Genomic DNA, 15,537 nt, shown 5'->3' with positions numbered 1-15,537 from the left:
CGCCGCGCGCCCACCCCCACCCCCCCCCCCCCCCCCGCGCCGCCCCCCCCCCCCCCCCCGCGCCCCCCCCCCCCCCCCCCCCCCCCGGCGGGTCCCGGCGGCGACATGGCGGGGCGGGAGCGTGGTCAGGTGGTGACGCGGCGGACCAGCGCGATGAGCGCGTCGAGGGCGGCGCCGGTCGGCGGGGCGCCGTCGAGGCCGGGTGCCTGATCGCTCGCGGTGAGGGCGTTGTTGAAGTAGAGGCCGTCGCTGAGCAGCATGACCAGGTGCAGGCTCGTCTCGTCCCTGACGTCCGGACGAAGGGTGTCCGCCCAGCGCTGGCGTGCCCGCCGAAGTGCCGCGACCGCCGCGGGGTGACCCGTCTGCGCCAGGCGCGAGGTGGCGACCAGCGCGCGGTCGATCGGATCGTCGTCCATCACCGAGGTGCGGATGTAGTACTCCACGGTGCCCTCCGGGGCGGCCGTCATCCGGGCGACGTCCTCGGTCACGAGCGCGTCCAAGCGCGCCATCAGCCCTTCGGAGAGCTCCTCCTTGGAGGCGAAGTGGTAGAGCAGACCGCCCTTGGAGACCCCGGCCGCCCGAGCCACGGCCTCGACCGTCGCCGCACGCTCTCCCTCGTCGATGAGGATCGCCTCGTACGCGTCGAGCACGCGCTCACGGGCCAGGGGAGGGCGGGGCATGGACTTCCTCTCGTCGCGCCGGTCCGCGTGCTCGGGAAACGCGCAGACGGAGCCGGCTTCACCTGTTACTATACCAGCCAGACGGTTTAGTTTCGATCGCGTTCGACGCGGTCGCCCACATCATGAGAGGTACCCATGCACGTCACCGCGTCCACCCCGACGGCCGGCACGCAGGCGCCCCGCGCCGGAGCCCGCGCCTGGGCGGCGCTGGCGGTGCTGATGCTCCCTGTGCTGCTCGTCTCGGTCGACAACACGGTCCTCAGCTTCGCCCTGCCCGAGATCTCCCTCGCGCTCGCGCCGAGCGGGGCGGAGCAGCTCTGGATCATCGACGTGTACCCGCTCGTGCTCGCCGGGCTCCTCGTGACGATGGGGAACCTCGGCGACCGGTTCGGACGCCGTCGCATGCTGTTGATCGGCGCGACCGGGTTCGCCGCGGTCAGCGCCCTCGCGGCCTTCGCCCCGACCGCCGCGCTGCTCATCGCGGCGCGAGCGCTGCTGGGCTTCTTCGGCGCCATGCTGATGCCCTCGACCCTGTCGCTGCTGCGCTCCATCTTCACCAACCGGGACCAGCGCCGCCTCGCGATCGCCGTGTGGGCCTCCGCGTTCTCGGCGGGCTCCGCCCTCGGGCCGATCGTCGGCGGATTCCTGATCGAGCACTTCGCCTGGGGATCCGTGTTCCTCATCGCCGTGCCCGTGCTCATCCCGCTGCTGATCGGCGCGCCGCTGCTGGTGCCGGAGAGCCGCGACCCGAACCCGGGGCGCGTGGACCCCCTCAGCATCCTGCTCTCCATGGCGGCGATGATCCCGGTCGTCTACGCGATCAAGTCCTTCGCCGTCGACGGGCCGACGGTCCTGGGCGCCGCCTGGGCGCTGCTGGGGATCGTGATGGGCGCGCTGTTCGTGCGACGCCAGCTCCGCGCCGACATCCCGATGCTCGACATGGCACTGTTCCGCCGGGGCGGGTTCTCCGGCGCGATCCTGGTGAACCTCTTCAGCGTCGTCGCCCTGGTCGGCTTCCTCTACTACGTGTCGCAGCACCTGCAGCTCGTGCTCGGGCTCGCTCCGATGGTCGCCGGCCTCGCGCTCGTGCCGGGCATGGCGGCGATGATCGTGTCGGGACTGGCGATCGTGCCGATCTCGCGCCGTGTGTCGCCGCACATCCTGATCCCCGCGGCGCTCGTGTTCTCCGTCGGCGGGTACCTGCTGGTGGCCTTCGCCGGCGAGCACATCGTGGCGCTGATCCTGGCGTTCGTCGCGCTCGGGATCGGGATCGGCGCGGCCGAGACGATCTCGAACGAGCTCATCCTCGCCAACGCCCCCGCCGAGAAGGCCGGAGCGGCCTCGGCCGTGTCCGAGACGGCGTACGAGCTCGGCGCCGTCCTCGGCACCGCGATCCTCGGCGGGATCATCACGGCCTTCTACCGCGGCGCCCTCGTGCTGCCCGCCGGCCTCGACGCGGACGCGGCGGACGCGGCGCGCGAGACGCTGGCCGGCGCGTACACGGTGTCGCACGATCTCGCGGAGCCGCTGAGCGGCCAGATCTGGCAGGCGGCGGTCGCCGCGTTCGAGTCGGGGGTGGGCGTGACCTCCCTCATCGGCGCCGGCCTCGTCGTCCTCGCCGCCCTGATCGCCCTCGTGACGCTGCGGACGAGTCCTCGCTCATGAGCGCGGGTCGCCGGCCGCGGAGTGAAACGCGGACGGAGAGGGTCCCCGGCTCCCGATAGCCTGGGACCCTCCACCCGCAGAGAGTCCCGCAAGGAGCCCCATGTCCCGCGTCGTGAAACTGGCCGTCATCCCCGGAGACGGCATCGGTCCCGAGGTCGTCGCCGAGGCGGAGAAGGTCCTCGACGCCGTCACCGCCGGCGCGGACGTGACGTTCGAGAGGACCCGCTTCTCGCTCGGTGCCGCGCGCTATCTCGACACGGGCGACACGCTCACCGACGCCGACCTGGAGGCGATCCGCTCCCACGACGCGATCCTGCTGGGCGCCGTCGGCGGCGTCCCCGGCGACCCGCGGCTGAAGGACGCGAACATCGAGCGGGGACTGCTGCTCCGGCTCCGCTTCGCGCTCGACCACTACGTGAACCTGCGCCCGTCGAAGCTGTACCCCGGCGCGCCGGGTCCGCTCGCGGCTCCCGGCGACGTCGACTTCGTCGTGGTGCGCGAGGGCACGGAGGGGCCGTACGTCGGCAACGGCGGGTCCATCCGCACCGGAACGCCGCACGAGATCGCGAACGAGACGAGCGTCAACACCGCCTTCGGCGTCGAACGCGTCGTGCGCTACGCGTTCGATCTCGCCGAGCGCCGGCGGAAGAAGCTGACGCTCGTGCACAAGACCAACGTGCTCGTGCACGCGGGAGCGATCTGGAAGCGGATCGTGGACGCGGTGGCCGCGGAGCATCCGGACGTGGAGGTCGACTACCTGCACGTGGACGCCGCGACCATCTTCCTCGTGACGCAGCCGTCCCGCTTCGACGTCATCGTCACGGACAACCTGTTCGGCGACATCCTCACGGATCTCGCCGGGGCGGTCACCGGCGGCATCGGCCTCGCCGCGTCCGGCAACATCAACCCGGCGGGGGAGTTCCCGTCGATGTTCGAGCCGGTGCACGGCTCGGCGCCCGACATCGCCGGTCTCCAGAAGGCGGACCCGACCGCCGCCATCCTGTCGGTCTCGCTGCTGCTGGACCACCTCGGCCTCACGGACCAGTCCCGCCGCGTCCAGCAGGCCGTGGAGGCGGACATCGCCGAGCGCGCGGAAGGGGCGTCGCGATCCACCGCAGAGGTGGGCGACGCGATCATCGCCCGGCTCCAGGCGTAACCTGAGATCAGCGCACGCCGCCCCGACCGACCGCAGGATGTGACATGACCGACACCGCCACCGCACCGCTCACGTTCACCGTGACCAGGAACCTCGCCGCGAAGAGCCCCGCCCAGCGCGCGGAGATCCTCGAGAACCCGGGCTTCGGGACGAACTTCACCGACCACATGGTCGACATCTGCTGGTCCGAGCACGGCGGCTGGCACCGTCCGCGCGTTCAGCCGTACGGTCCGATCTCGCTCGATCCGGCCGCTGCGGTGCTGCACTACGCCCAGGAGATCTTCGAGGGCATCAAGGCGTACCGCCACGCCGACGGATCCGTCCACACGTTCCGGCCGGACCGCAACGCGGCACGCATGCAGGCCAGCGCCCGCCGGCTCGCGCTGCCGGAGCTGCCGACCGAGTACTTCGTCCAGTCGCTGCGCGAGCTCATCGCCGTGGACGGCGACTGGGTGCCCACGGCTGCGGACCAGAGCCTGTACCTGCGCCCGTTCATGTTCGCCAAGGAGGCGTTCCTGGGCGTCCGGCCCGCGAAGAAGGTGGCGTACTACCTGATCGCGAGCCCGGCGGGCGCCTACTTCAAGGGCGGCGTGAAGCCGGTCAGCATCTGGCTCAGCGAGAACTACGCCCGTGCGGGCAAGGGCGGCACCGGCGCGGCGAAGACCGGCGGCAACTACGCCTCCAGCCTCCTGCCGCAGGCGGAGGCGGCGGAGCAGGGCTGTGACCAGGTCGTCTTCCTGGATCAGGACCGCAACGTCGAGGAGCTCGGCGGCATGAACGTCGTCTTCGTCTACAAGGACGGCCGCATCGTCACGCCCGCGTCCGACAGCATCCTCGAGGGCATCACGCGCGACTCGCTGCTGCAGCTCGCCGAGGACCGCGGGCACGTCGTCGAGCGTCGTCCGGTGTCCCTCCAGGAGTGGCGCGACGGGGTCGCCTCGGGCGACATCGTCGAGGTGTTCGCGTGCGGCACCGCCGCGGTGGTGACACCCATCGGCACGCTGAGGGGCGAGGGGTTCGAGGACGTGCAGCCGTCGGGCGAGCTCGCCCTGTCCCTGCGCGAGGAGCTCACCGACATCCAGTACGGACGCCGCGAGGACCGGCACGGCTGGCTTCTCCGCCTGGACGCCTGACCGCGTCTCCGGCACCCCGATGCCGGCGTCCCCTCGGGGTCGCCGGCATCGGTTCGCTCCGAGGGGCCGCGCGTCAGGACGACAGGAGAGCGGGCCGCGGCTGGGAGGGATGCGGGACGTCGCCCAGCTCGTGCTGCAACGTCCACATCCGTGCCTCCAGGTCGTCGCGCACGCTCCGGTAGGCGGGGTCGAACGCGACGTTCACCCGCTCGTCCGGATCCGCCGCGAGGTCGTACAGCTCCCACTCCGGGGCGAAGGAGCGCCCGGACGTGCCGGGGAGGCCGAGACCGTCGCCGTAGAAGTAGATGAGCTTGTGCCGCTCGGTCCGGATCCCGTAGTGCGCGAGGACGCGGTGCTGGCCGTCGTCGTTCTCCCAGTAGCGGTAGTAGACGGCGTCGCGCGGCGGCTCCGGCGCGTCCGTTCCGGCGAGCAGGGGCCAGAAGCTCGTCCCCTGCATCCGGGGGTCGGGCTCGATCCCCGCGCAGTCCAGGATCGTCTGTGCGAAATCGACGTTGGTGATCAGCTCCGAGATCGGCTCGCTCCGGGCGGGGATGCGGGCGGGGTAGCTGATGACCAGCGGCATCCGGATGGACTCGTCGTACATGAGGCGCTTGTCGAACCAGCCGTGGTCGCCGAGGAAGAACCCCTGGTCCGACGTGTACATGAGGAGGGTGTCGTCGAGCTGCCCCCGCTCCGTGAGCCATTCGACCACGCGTCCGACGTTGTCGTCGACGGACGCGACGCAGGCGAGGTAGTCCTCCATGTAGCGCTGGTACTTCCACCGCGCGAGCGCGTCGCCGTGGAGCTCCGCCGGCGGGAGCTGCTTGAGGTCGCGCAGGTTCAGGTCCTCGGCGACGCGCATCACGGCACGGCGAGCGGCGTTGGAGCGCGTCGAGTGGTCGTCGTCGAACGTCTCGGGGACCGGGATCTCCCGGTCCGCGTACATCCCCCGGTGGGCGTCGTCCGGCTCCCATGAGCGGTGCGGCGCCTTGTGGTGGATGAGCAGGCACCACGGCTCGTCGCCGGTCTGCTCCTGCGCCCAGGCGAGGGCGAGGTCGGTGATGACGTCGGTCGCGTAGCCGGGGACGGTCCGCTCGCCCTCGGCGGTGAGGATCGTCGGGTCGAAGTACTCGCCCTGGTCGCGCAGCACGGCCCAGTAGTCGAAGCCGCGCGGGTTGTGCGCCTCGCCCTCGCCGAGATGCCATTTGCCCACGACCGCCGTCCGGTACCCCGCCTCCTTCAGCAGCGACACGAAGGTCGGCTGCCCGGCGTCCATCGGCGTCTGGAGCGTCGTCACGCCGTTCACATGCGAGTACGTGCCGGTGAGGATCGACGCGCGGGACGGCGTGCACAGCGCGTTCGTGCAGAAGCAGTTGTCCACCCGGACGCCGCGCGCCGCGATCGCGTCGATGTGCGGCGTCTCGTTGACGACCGACCCGTATGCGCCGATGGCATGCGAGGCGTGGTCGTCGGTGAGGACGAGCACGATGTTCGGCCGTCGTGACGCCATGGTGGTCTCGGTCATCGCCCGCCCTCCTGCTGCTCCGCGGCGCTTCCGGCCCCGGCGCGGGTGACCCAGGTGGGCGAGCTCCACGCGTACTGGTCGTTCACCTGCCGCACCCGCGCGTAGTACCAGTCTCGCTCCTCGCCGCTGCCGGGGTCGGTGACCTCCAGCCGAACGCGTCGCGCGTCCTCGTCGGCGGCGCGGTGCAGCAGGACCGCCGGGCTCAGGAACCCCCCGGTGTACGCGGTGTGGGAGCCGCGGCGGAGCTCGGCGACCGAACGTCGCACCACCAGGCCGTTGGCGCGGACCTCCAGCACCGTGTCGTCGTCGCCGACCACGAGCAGACCCAGCTGCTGGGTGCCGTCGGTCATCACGGTCGGGTTGCCGGTCGTCCGGGTGCGGAGCGCCACCGTGTGCGCGTCCTTCTGCTCCCACCGGCTCGTCGGGCCCTCTGCGGCGTCGGACGTGCGGGTCGGATCCACGACGTCCTCGCCGTGCAGGCGCGGATCCACGGACTGGATGCGCCCGCCGTGCACGATCGCCTCGACGTCCCAGTCCACCGCCACGCCGTGCTCGCCCCATCCCACGCTGAACGCCAGCACGCCGTCGAACGTCCCCTGCCGGCCGGGGTCCGGGGTCGGCCGTTCGCGGGCGATCACCTCGTTGTTGCGGAGCACCTCGACGTAGTCCACCCGGTCGCCGCCGAGGACGTCGACCTCGATCCTCCGGGAGCCGTCGGCACGGATCTCCGCGCCCATGGGGGCGCCGTTCACCGACGTGGCGAGCAGGATCCGGTCGCCGGTGACCGCGTAGGTGCGCCGGGCGCGCAGCGCGCTCCAGATCCCCTCCCGGGTGAGCGCGTCGGCCCACACCATCGCCCGTCCGTAGCCGTGGCTGCCCGGGTGAGCGCTGTGGTGGTCCGTCGACCCGATGAAGCCGAACGTGTGCCCGAGGGACAGTCCGTGCTGCGCGGTGCTCGCGCCGTCGCGGGGGCCCATGGTGTGAAGGTAGGCGCGCGGACCCGGCTCGTCGTCCCCCGCTCCGTGCATCGACACGAGCTCGATCACCGGGGCGAACTCCTCGGTGTACGTGGACCAGTTGATGCCGCGCCGGCCGGAGTGGTACCCGATGTGGTGGGGGAGGGCGAGGGCGGGGACGCCGGAGCGTTCGAACGCGCGCAGGTGCTCGCGCAGCTCCTCCAGCGACGCGGCCTGTGAGATCTCCAGAGGCGCGTGGTCGGCGCGGAAGTACACGCAGTGGTCGCCGTAGGCGAGGCTGTGCCATTCGAAGGAGAGGAACGAGACGAACGCGTGGTCCTCGTGCACGGCCGCCGTCACCTCCTGCACGTGCTCCCACTGGGATGCCAGTCGGGCGAAGCCTTCGACGTGGTAGTCGCGCACGGCCGCCGGCTCGTCGGGGATGTCGTGCCAGGCGGCGTGACCCGTCACGCTCGCGAAGTCGAGCTGCTGGCGCGCGTTGGCGAAGGCGGTCTCGATCGAGCCGTGGCCGTAGCTGATCCCGCAGTGGTTGTGGAGATCGCCCGCGTAGGCGGTCAGGCCCGCGTAGGGCTCCAGCCCCGTGGTCGGTCGGGTCAGTGCCATCCTGTGCTCCTTCGCAAGAGAGTGCGTTCCGGATCGACGCCCCGGATTGACGGTGGATGAGGCGTGCGATACGTTTTAGACCGATCTAACTATTAGACCGATCTAAAAGCTACCACTGATCAAGGAGGATCGATGAACGCCAGCGCAACTCGACGCGTGGCAGGACGGACCGCAGCCGCGGGACTCATCGCCGGAACCCTCGTCCTCGCCGGGTGCAGCGGCGGGTCCGCTTCCTCGGCCGGGGCCGACGGGGAAGCGCCCGCCGTCACGGAGCTCGTCGTCCCGACGAACGTGTCGCCGTGGATCGACAGCTACAAGGACATCATCGCGGACTACGAGAAGGAGACCGGCGTCAAGATCGTCCTGAAGAGCTTCCCGTTCGACGGGCTCCGCACCAAGCAGATCAACGACGTCCAGAACCAGGCGCACGCTTTCGACCTGTACCAGATCGCCGAGGCGGACACGTCGCGGTTCTACGAGAACGAGTGGGTGCAGAAGCTCACCGACGTGGACCCCGGCTTCACCTGGCCGGAGAACGTGATCAGCTTCGCCGGGATCGGCGAGTACAACCCCGAGACGCGGCTCACCGAGGAGGGGGCGACGCCCTACGCGCTGCCGATCATGGGCATCGTCCAGCAGTTCATGTACCGCGCCGACGTCTACGAGGACCTGGGGCTGTCCGTGCCCACCACCTGGGAGGAGGTCATCGCGAACGGGAAGAAGGCGATGGCCGAGGGAGCGGTGGACCACGGCTACGCCGTCCGCCTCAAGGGGGAGAGCTTCGACTTCACCTCATACCTGCACTCCTACGGCGGAGAGTGGTTCACCCCGGAGTGGGAGCCCGCGCTGGACACCCCCGAGGCGAAGAAGGCGCTGGAGACCTTCGTGGAGCTGACCGCCCTCGGACCCGACGCACCGCAGACGATGGGGCAGGCGGAGGAGACGGCCGTGATGCAGGGCGGGACCGTGCTGCAGGCCAACTTCGTCTCCTCGGTCTCGGCGGCGCTCGAGGACGAGAACCAGTCCAGCGTCGCGGGCAAGGTCGGCTACGCGATGCTCCCGGGAGGGACCCCCCACAGCGGTGCATGGGCGCTCGGGATCCCGGCAGGACTCCCGAAGGAGCGGGCCGAGGCGGCGTACGACTTCCTGATCTGGCTGACCAGCCACGACGCGCAACAGAAGTGGACGGACTACGGCGGGGTTCCGGTGCGCACCGACATCGAGTCCGACGACCCGTCGATCACGCTGCTCGCGGAGACGGCCGATCACCTGCTCGCCCCTCCGCGCTACCCGTTCGCGACGGAGATGTACGAGACGACCGACCGCGTGATCGCCCAGGCGGCCACGGGGGAGGTGTCCGTCGACGACGCCCTCGCGACGATGCAGAAGGCGCTGCGCGAGCTCGCCGTCGAGGCGGGGTACCTGAAGGAATGACCTCCTCGCAGAGCCTGCTCGACCGACCGGGGACGGAGCGCGCGGCGGCCCCGCTCCGTCCCCGCCGGACGCGGCGTCCCTTCCCCTGGTTCAAGTACCTCACGCTCGCGCCCCTGGTGGTGCTGACGCTCGCCTTCATCGCCTACCCGCTGTTCGAGCTCGTCAAGACCTCGCTGGGCGAGGTGCGGATGACGGGGCAGGAGCTGACCTGGACGTTCGTCGGCCTGGACAACTTCGCCGCCATGTTCCAGGACGAGATCTTCCCGGTGTCGGTGCTCAACTCGGTCGTCTTCATCGTCGCCGCCGTGACCCTGACCATGGTGCTGGGGGTGACCCTCGCCTTCGTGACCGACCGGGTCGTGCGCGGCCGGGCGTTCTTCCAGAACATCATCATCTGGCCCGCCGTGCTCGCTCCCGTGGTGATCAGCGTGCTGTGGCTGCTGATCCTGAGCCCGCAGCTCGGGCTCATCAACAAGGTGCTGGGACTGCTGGGCCTGCCCGCCCAGACCTGGCTGGGCGATCCCGCCGGAGCCATGGCCAGCATCGTCTTCGTGGACGTCTGGCACTGGACCCCGCTGGTCTACCTCCTGATCTACACGTCGCTGCGCGCGATCGACGGCTCCATCATCGAGGCGGCCTCCGTGGACGGAGCCGGGTACGGCACCACGGTCCGCACCGTGCTGCTGCCGATGCTCGCGCCGGCGATCATCGGGGTGACCGCCGTGCGCGTCATCATGGGCGTGAAGGTCTTCGACGAGATGTACCTGCTCACCTACGGCGGGCCCGGCATCTCCACGACCGTGATCAGCCTCTACATCCGCACCGTCTTCTTCGACCGGGTGGACTTCGGCTACGGGTCCGCCCTGAGCGTGACGATCATCGTCGCCGTGCTCTCGGTGCTCGTGCTCGTCGTCGCCGGCCGCTCGTTCCTCGCAAGGATCCGCTCATGACCGCCCCCCGCGTCTCTCGGCGCCGCGCCTCGCGCGGTCTCGGCCGCCTCTTCGTCGGCAGCGTCCTCGGCGCGTCCGCCGTCATGATCCTCGTCCCCCTGGCCTGGATGGTCTACATCGCCTTCCAGACGCCGCGCCGCATCAACGAGCCGGGCTTCGGCTGGGACTTCTCGCTGTACAACTTCGAGCGGCTCTTCGGCCCCGGCGAGGACTATGGGCAGCAGGTCGTCAACAGCATCCTCATCGTGGCCGGCGCGACGCTGCTGTGTCTGATCTGCGGGAGCCTCGCCGGCTACTCGCTGAGCCAGCTGAACTGGTCGCGGAAGGTCACGTTCACGGTGCTCGGCGGGGCGGCGCTGCTGCAGCTCATCCCGCCGATGACCCTGGTCCCCGGACTGTACGTGACCCTCGTGAACATGGGGCTGCTCGACACCCTCTGGGGACTGATCGCGCTCAACACGGTGTTCAACCTGCCGTTCGCGACGATCCTGATGAAGTTCTACTTCGACACGCTGCCTCCGGAGCTGCGTGAGGCGGCGTCGATCGACGGGGCGAACGAGACGCGCACCTTCCTCGGCGTGATGCTGCCGCTGGCCGGCCCCGGGGTCGGCGCGGTGTCGATCTTCATCGCCATCCAGGTCTGGAACGAGTTCCTGTTCGGCCTGGTCTTCACCTCGGGCGGCGCGGAGTCGCCGATCACCGTCGGGATCGCGACCTTCATCCAGCCGCAGGCGCTGGAGTTCGGGCCGATGGCCGCGATCGGTGTCGTCACCGCCATCCCGATCGTTCTCCTGGCCATCGTGGCGAACCGGCAGATCGTCGCGGGCCTCACTCAGGGGGCGGTGAAGGGATGACGGCGCGACCGCACATCGTGCTGGTGCACGGACACGACCTCGGCCGGTGGCTCTCCTGCTACGGTCGGCCCTCGGTGCCGAGTCCCCACCTCGACCGCTTCGCCGCGGAGGGGATCGTGTTCGATCGCGCGTTCGCCACCGCGCCGCTGTGCACGCCCGCGCGGTCCTCGATGTTCACCGGGCTGTACCCGCACCAGAACGGCCTCATGGGGCTGGCGCACGCGGGCTGGCGCTACCGAGACGGGGTACGCACGCTTCCCGAGCTCCTCGCGGACGCGGGATACGACACGGCTCTCGTCGGGCTGCAGCACGAGCACCCGGACCCTCTCGTGCTGGGTTTCGAGCACGTCGGCGGTCTCGGGTTCCTTCCCCACGCCGACGCCGTCGTCGACGAGGCGATCGCCTGGATCCACGGTCGGGAGAGCGCGGCACCGTTCTTCCTGACCGTCGGGATCTGGGAAGGGCACCGACCGTGGGGGTCCGCGGACTATCCGACGGTCGACCCGGCCTCGGTCGAGGTCCCTCCCTACCTTCCGGACAACGACGAGACCCGCGCGGACCTCGCCGGCTTCTACGGGTCCATCGCGTTCCTCGACGAACACGTCGGACGCCTCCTCGCGGCGATCGACGCGTCGACGGCGGGGGAGGACGCCCTCGTGATCTTCACGACCGACCACGGCGCGGCGTTGCCGCGGGCCAAGAGCACGCTGTACGACTCCGGTGTCGAGGTGGCGATGATCGTGCGGCCCCCCGCGGACTGGCGGCGCGACGCGGCGCGGGTGGCCGAGCCGGTGAGTCACCTCGACCTCATGCCCACCCTGGTCGAGCTGGCCGGCGGCCGTCCCGATCCGGCGTGGGAGGGGCGGAGCCTGGCGGGGATGATCCGCGGCGACGAGGACGTCATGGACGAGGACCGCCCGCTCTTCTTCGAGAAGACCCACCACGACGGCTATGACCCGATCCGCGCGGTGCGCACGCCGCGCTGGAAGTACGTGCGCAATTTCGCGCCCGGGCCCCGGTTGCGGCTCCCGCGGGATCTCGAGGAGAGCCGGACCCGCGCGGGGATGGGGGACGCGCACCTTCGGGAGAGAGAGCGCGAGGAGCTGTACGACCTCGCCGGGGACCCCGCCGAGCTGCACAACCTCGCGGACGACGACGCGTACGCCTCCGTCCGCGCGGAGCGGGCGGGCGTCCTGGACGGATGGATGCGTCGCACCGGTGATCCCCTGCTCGACGGAGAGGTGCCCGCGGCGGAGCGTCCGACACGCGGGGTTGAGGGCAAGATGGGTGGGCGGCACGGGCCGACGCTCTAGGGTCGGCAGACAGACGGACACGACAGGCGATCCCGCGCACAGGATGAACGAGAAGGAAGAATGACGGCAGAGCGCACAGAGGCGGAACCCGCCCGGGCGACGACGAAGCGGGTGAAGATGACCGACGTCGCGGCGGCGGCCGGAGTCTCCCGCGCGACGGTGTCCCTCGTGATGACGCAGTCGCCGCTCGTCGCCGCACGCACGCGCGATCACGTCCTGCAGGTCGCGGAGGAGCTGGGCTACGTCTACAACCGTCATGCCGCCGGGTTCCGCAGCCAGCACTCGCGGATCGTCGGGCTGGTCGTGACGGATCTGCGAAATCCGTTCTTCGGCGAGATCGCCACGACGATCCAGCACGACCTCGCCGCACAGGAGTACTTCCTCGTCGTCGCGGACACCGCCGACGATCCGGAGCAGCAGCGCCGAGCCGTGCAGCAGATGCAGGAGCTCAACGCCGACGGCATGCTGCTGGTGCCCGCCTCCGGGACGGACCCGGGGGAGGTCGCGGGATGGAACGAGCGGATCCCCGTCGTGCTGCTCACGAGGGATCTGGAGGCGGCGGGCGTCTCGTACGTCGGCTCGGAGGACTACGAGGGCGGGCAGACGGCGGCGCGGCATCTCATCGAGGTGCACGGCTGCCGCACCCTCGGGTACTTCGGCAGCGCCGCCCCCGGCAGCGCGAGCGAACGGCGCCTCGCCGGATTCCGGGACGCCGCGGAGGCGGCCGGCGTGGCGGTGCAGCCGCAATGGCTGGGCGACGGTCGGGTGCACGCCACCGAGGCGTACGACGCCTTCCTGGACCTCCTCGATCGCGGCGCACCGCCGGAAGGGCTCGTCTGCAACAGCGACAACGTCGCTTTCGGCGCCATGCGGGCGCTGCGCGACTCCGGGCACACCTCGGTGGCGGACTGCCGCGTCATCGGTTTCGACGACGTCGAGCAGGCCGCGATGTGGAGCCCCTCGCTCACCTCCGTCGCGGTGAGCCGGAAGGAGCTCGGCGCCTCTGCGGCGCGCACGATCCTCGCGGCCGTCGGCGGCGATCGGACCGAGCCGGTCCGGATCCGGCACGCGTCGCAGCTGCGCGTGCGGGAGTCGTGCGGATGCGGATCCACGACCGCGCCGTGAGGCGGCGTTCCCGCCCGCGGCGTCGTCCGCATCGATAGGCTGAAGCGGTGAAGATCGCGCGGTTCAGCCACAACGACGGCATCCAGTACGGCATCGTCGACGAGCAGGAGCTGGTCGTCCTCGCGGGCGACCCGATGTTCGCCGGATACGAGACGACGGGGGAGCGGATCCCCCTCGCGGACGCCGCGCTGCTGGCCCCGGTGATCCCCCGGTCCAAGGTCGTGTGCGTGGGCAAGAACTACCACGACCACGCCGCCGAGATGGGCGGCGTCGCCCCCGAGGAGCCGCTGCTGTTCCTGAAGCCGAACACCTCCGTGATCGGCCCGGGGGACACGATCGTGCGGCCGGCCCTGTCGGAGCGGACCGAGTACGAGGGCGAGCTGGCCGTCGTGATCGGGCGGATCGCCAAGAACGTCCGCGCCGAGAACGCGGGGGACTACGTCTTCGGGTACACCGTGGGCAACGACGTCACGGCCCGCGACCTCCAGCGCAAGGACGGGCAGTGGTCCCGGGCGAAGGGCTTCGACACGTTCTGCCCGCTGGGACCGGTGATCGAGACCGAGTTCGACCCGTCGTCCGCGACGATCCGCACGAGCGTCAACGGCCAGACCCGGCAGCAGGCGCCGCTCACGGACATGATCCACTCCGTCGGCGCGATCATCGAGTACGCGTCAGCGGTGTTCACCCTGCTCCCCGGCGACGTCATCATGACCGGCACGCCCGCGGGCGTCGGCACGTTCGAGGCCGGCGACAGCGTCGAGGTCGAGGTCTCCGGCATCGGGGTGCTGCGCAACTCGGTGCGCGACGCCCTCCCGCTGTCGTGACCGTGACCGCGCCGTCCGAGGCGCAGATCGCGGGCATCCAGCGCCGGACGGTCGGAGTCCTGGCCCTGGGCCAGGTGCTCGGCGGGATCGCGTTCGGCGCGACCGTGTCGCTGGGCGCTCTCCTCGCCGCAGACATCTCGGGGGACGACGCGCTGTCCGGTCTGGCGACCGCCTCGGTGACGCTCGGGGCGGCGCTCGCGGCGATCCCGCTCGCCCGCGCCGCGAGCCGCTTCGGGCGCCGGTTCGCCCTCACCGCGGGCAACATCCTCGCGTTGGTCGGCGTCGTCATCGTGATTCTCGCGGCCTCCGTGCGCGTCTTCCCCGTCCTGCTGGCGGGCGTGATCCTCATCGGGATGGGCAACGCCGGGAACCTCCAGTCACGGTTCGCCGCGACCGACCTGGCCGAGCCGCGCCACCGGGGCCGAGACCTGTCCGTCGTGGTGTGGTCCACGACCATCGGCGGTGTGGCGGGGCCGTTCCTCCTGTCGCCGGGGGAGCACCTCGGACACTGGCTGGGGATGCCGCCGCTGACCGGCTCGTACGTCTTCTCGCTCGTCGGGCAGTCGCTCGCACTGATCCTCTACCTCGTGGCGCTGCGTCCGGATCCGCTGCTCACCGCGCTGGCGGTGGGAGACCGCCCGGGCGGCGCGGCTGCGGTAGGAGCCGCGGTGGATCGTCCGATCGCCGCTCGATACGCGATCTTCGCGGTCGCCGGATCCCACGCGGTCATGGCATCGGTGATGGCGATGACCCCCGTGCATCTGGCGCACATGGCCCACGGCGGGCACGGGGCGAGCACCACCGACGTGACCTTCCTCGTGGGGATGACCATCGGCCTCCACGTGGCGGGGATGTACGGGTTGTCCCCGGTCTTCGGCATGCTCGCGGACCGCTGGGGACGCGTTCCGGTGATCCTCGTGGGGCAGGCGATGCTCGTGGCGTCCCTCGTGATCGCGATCGCGGCGGGGGAGAGCCCCGGCGGCGTCATGGCGGCGCTGATCCTCCTGGGACTGGGCTGGAGCGCGGCGACCGTGTCCGGCGCGGCGCTTCTCACGGAGGCCTCGGCCCTGGAGCGGCGCCCGCGGCGTCAGGGCCTCAGCGACTCGCTGATGAGCCTCACCGCCGCGGCGGGCGCCGCCGGCGCGGGCATCGTGCTGACGAACTTCGGCTACGGCGGACTCGCCGCCGCGGCTCTGGTGGTGGTCGCAGCGATCGTCGTCCTCGCCCCGCTCGCCCGTCGCTGAGCGCTCGGGAGGACCGTCCGACCGGCGCGGAGGACGACGCGTCCGGGGGAGAAG

At 71.0% G+C, this 15,537-nt stretch carries 13 protein-coding genes; 10 read left to right on the top strand and 3 right to left on the bottom strand.

Features of this window, described 5'->3' with window-relative positions:
• Nucleotides 1-125: 125 nt before the first annotated feature.
• Nucleotides 126-680, bottom strand: a complete 555-nt coding sequence (locus V6R91_RS24145) for a TetR/AcrR family transcriptional regulator (RefSeq protein WP_336397392.1) — start codon at nucleotides 678-680, stop codon at nucleotides 126-128.
• Between the two features lie 135 nt (nucleotides 681-815).
• Between V6R91_RS24145 and V6R91_RS24140 the strand changes: the two genes are divergently transcribed.
• The 3 genes from V6R91_RS24140 (at nucleotide 816) to V6R91_RS24130 (ending at nucleotide 4,634) form a co-directional block, all read left to right on the top strand.
• Complete coding sequence (locus V6R91_RS24140) at nucleotides 816-2,345, top strand: MFS transporter (RefSeq protein WP_231821100.1); 1,530 nt, start codon at nucleotides 816-818, stop codon at nucleotides 2,343-2,345.
• 100 nt (nucleotides 2,346-2,445) lie between these two features.
• The gene (locus V6R91_RS24135) at nucleotides 2,446-3,501 is read left to right on the top strand and encodes a 3-isopropylmalate dehydrogenase (protein WP_336397391.1); all 1,056 of its coding nucleotides are present in this window, start codon (nucleotides 2,446-2,448) and stop codon (nucleotides 3,499-3,501) included.
• Between the two features lie 44 nt (nucleotides 3,502-3,545).
• Nucleotides 3,546-4,634 (top strand): branched-chain amino acid aminotransferase, encoded by a 1,089-nt coding sequence (locus tag V6R91_RS24130; protein WP_271063005.1) that lies wholly within the window; start codon nucleotides 3,546-3,548, stop codon nucleotides 4,632-4,634.
• 73 nt (nucleotides 4,635-4,707) lie between these two features.
• Here V6R91_RS24130 and V6R91_RS24125 read toward each other — a convergent pair whose 3' ends face one another.
• Both V6R91_RS24125 and V6R91_RS24120 read right to left on the bottom strand, forming a co-directional pair.
• The gene (locus V6R91_RS24125; RefSeq protein ID WP_336397390.1) at nucleotides 4,708-6,159 is read right to left on the bottom strand and encodes a sulfatase family protein; all 1,452 of its coding nucleotides are present in this window, start codon (nucleotides 6,157-6,159) and stop codon (nucleotides 4,708-4,710) included.
• Complete coding sequence (locus V6R91_RS24120) at nucleotides 6,156-7,739, bottom strand: DUF3604 domain-containing protein (protein ID WP_336397389.1); 1,584 nt, start codon at nucleotides 7,737-7,739, stop codon at nucleotides 6,156-6,158. The genes V6R91_RS24125 and V6R91_RS24120 overlap by 4 nt, the downstream gene beginning before the upstream one ends.
• Nucleotides 7,740-7,871: 132 nt before the next feature.
• Here V6R91_RS24120 and V6R91_RS24115 point away from each other — a divergent pair, with 132 nt between their 5' ends.
• The 7 genes from V6R91_RS24115 to V6R91_RS24085 are packed head-to-tail and all read left to right on the top strand — an operon-like array spanning nucleotide 7,872 to nucleotide 15,483.
• Entirely contained in the window at nucleotides 7,872-9,173 is a 1,302-nt protein-coding gene (locus V6R91_RS24115) for an ABC transporter substrate-binding protein (protein ID WP_336397388.1), read from the top strand.
• Nucleotides 9,170-10,123, top strand: coding sequence for a carbohydrate ABC transporter permease (locus tag V6R91_RS24110; protein ID WP_336397387.1), 954 nt, complete (start codon nucleotides 9,170-9,172; stop codon nucleotides 10,121-10,123). Before V6R91_RS24115 ends, V6R91_RS24110 begins: the two co-directional genes overlap by 4 nt.
• Nucleotides 10,120-10,977 (top strand): carbohydrate ABC transporter permease, encoded by an 858-nt coding sequence (locus V6R91_RS24105; RefSeq protein WP_271060793.1) that lies wholly within the window; start codon nucleotides 10,120-10,122, stop codon nucleotides 10,975-10,977. Before V6R91_RS24110 ends, V6R91_RS24105 begins: the two co-directional genes overlap by 4 nt.
• Nucleotides 10,974-12,290: a sulfatase family protein gene (locus V6R91_RS24100; RefSeq protein WP_336397386.1), complete on the top strand. Its 1,317-nt coding sequence runs from the start codon at nucleotides 10,974-10,976 to the stop codon at nucleotides 12,288-12,290. The genes V6R91_RS24105 and V6R91_RS24100 overlap by 4 nt, the downstream gene beginning before the upstream one ends.
• A gap of 60 nt (nucleotides 12,291-12,350) precedes the next feature.
• Nucleotides 12,351-13,415, top strand: a complete 1,065-nt coding sequence (locus V6R91_RS24095; RefSeq protein WP_336397385.1) for a LacI family DNA-binding transcriptional regulator — start codon at nucleotides 12,351-12,353, stop codon at nucleotides 13,413-13,415.
• A gap of 47 nt (nucleotides 13,416-13,462) precedes the next feature.
• A complete protein-coding gene (locus V6R91_RS24090) occupies nucleotides 13,463-14,239 on the top strand; it encodes a fumarylacetoacetate hydrolase family protein (protein WP_271060790.1) in 777 nt (258 codons plus the stop codon).
• On the top strand, nucleotides 14,236-15,483 hold the full coding sequence (locus V6R91_RS24085) for an MFS transporter (RefSeq protein ID WP_336397384.1): 1,248 nt from the start codon (nucleotides 14,236-14,238) through the stop codon (nucleotides 15,481-15,483). Before V6R91_RS24090 ends, V6R91_RS24085 begins: the two co-directional genes overlap by 4 nt.
• The last annotated feature ends 54 nt before the right edge of the window (nucleotides 15,484-15,537 follow it).

This window comes from Microbacterium sp. CCNWLW41, from assembly GCF_037083505.1.
The sequence above is the reverse complement of the archived record's forward strand: the minus strand, read 5'-3'. Positions and strand labels throughout refer to the sequence as shown.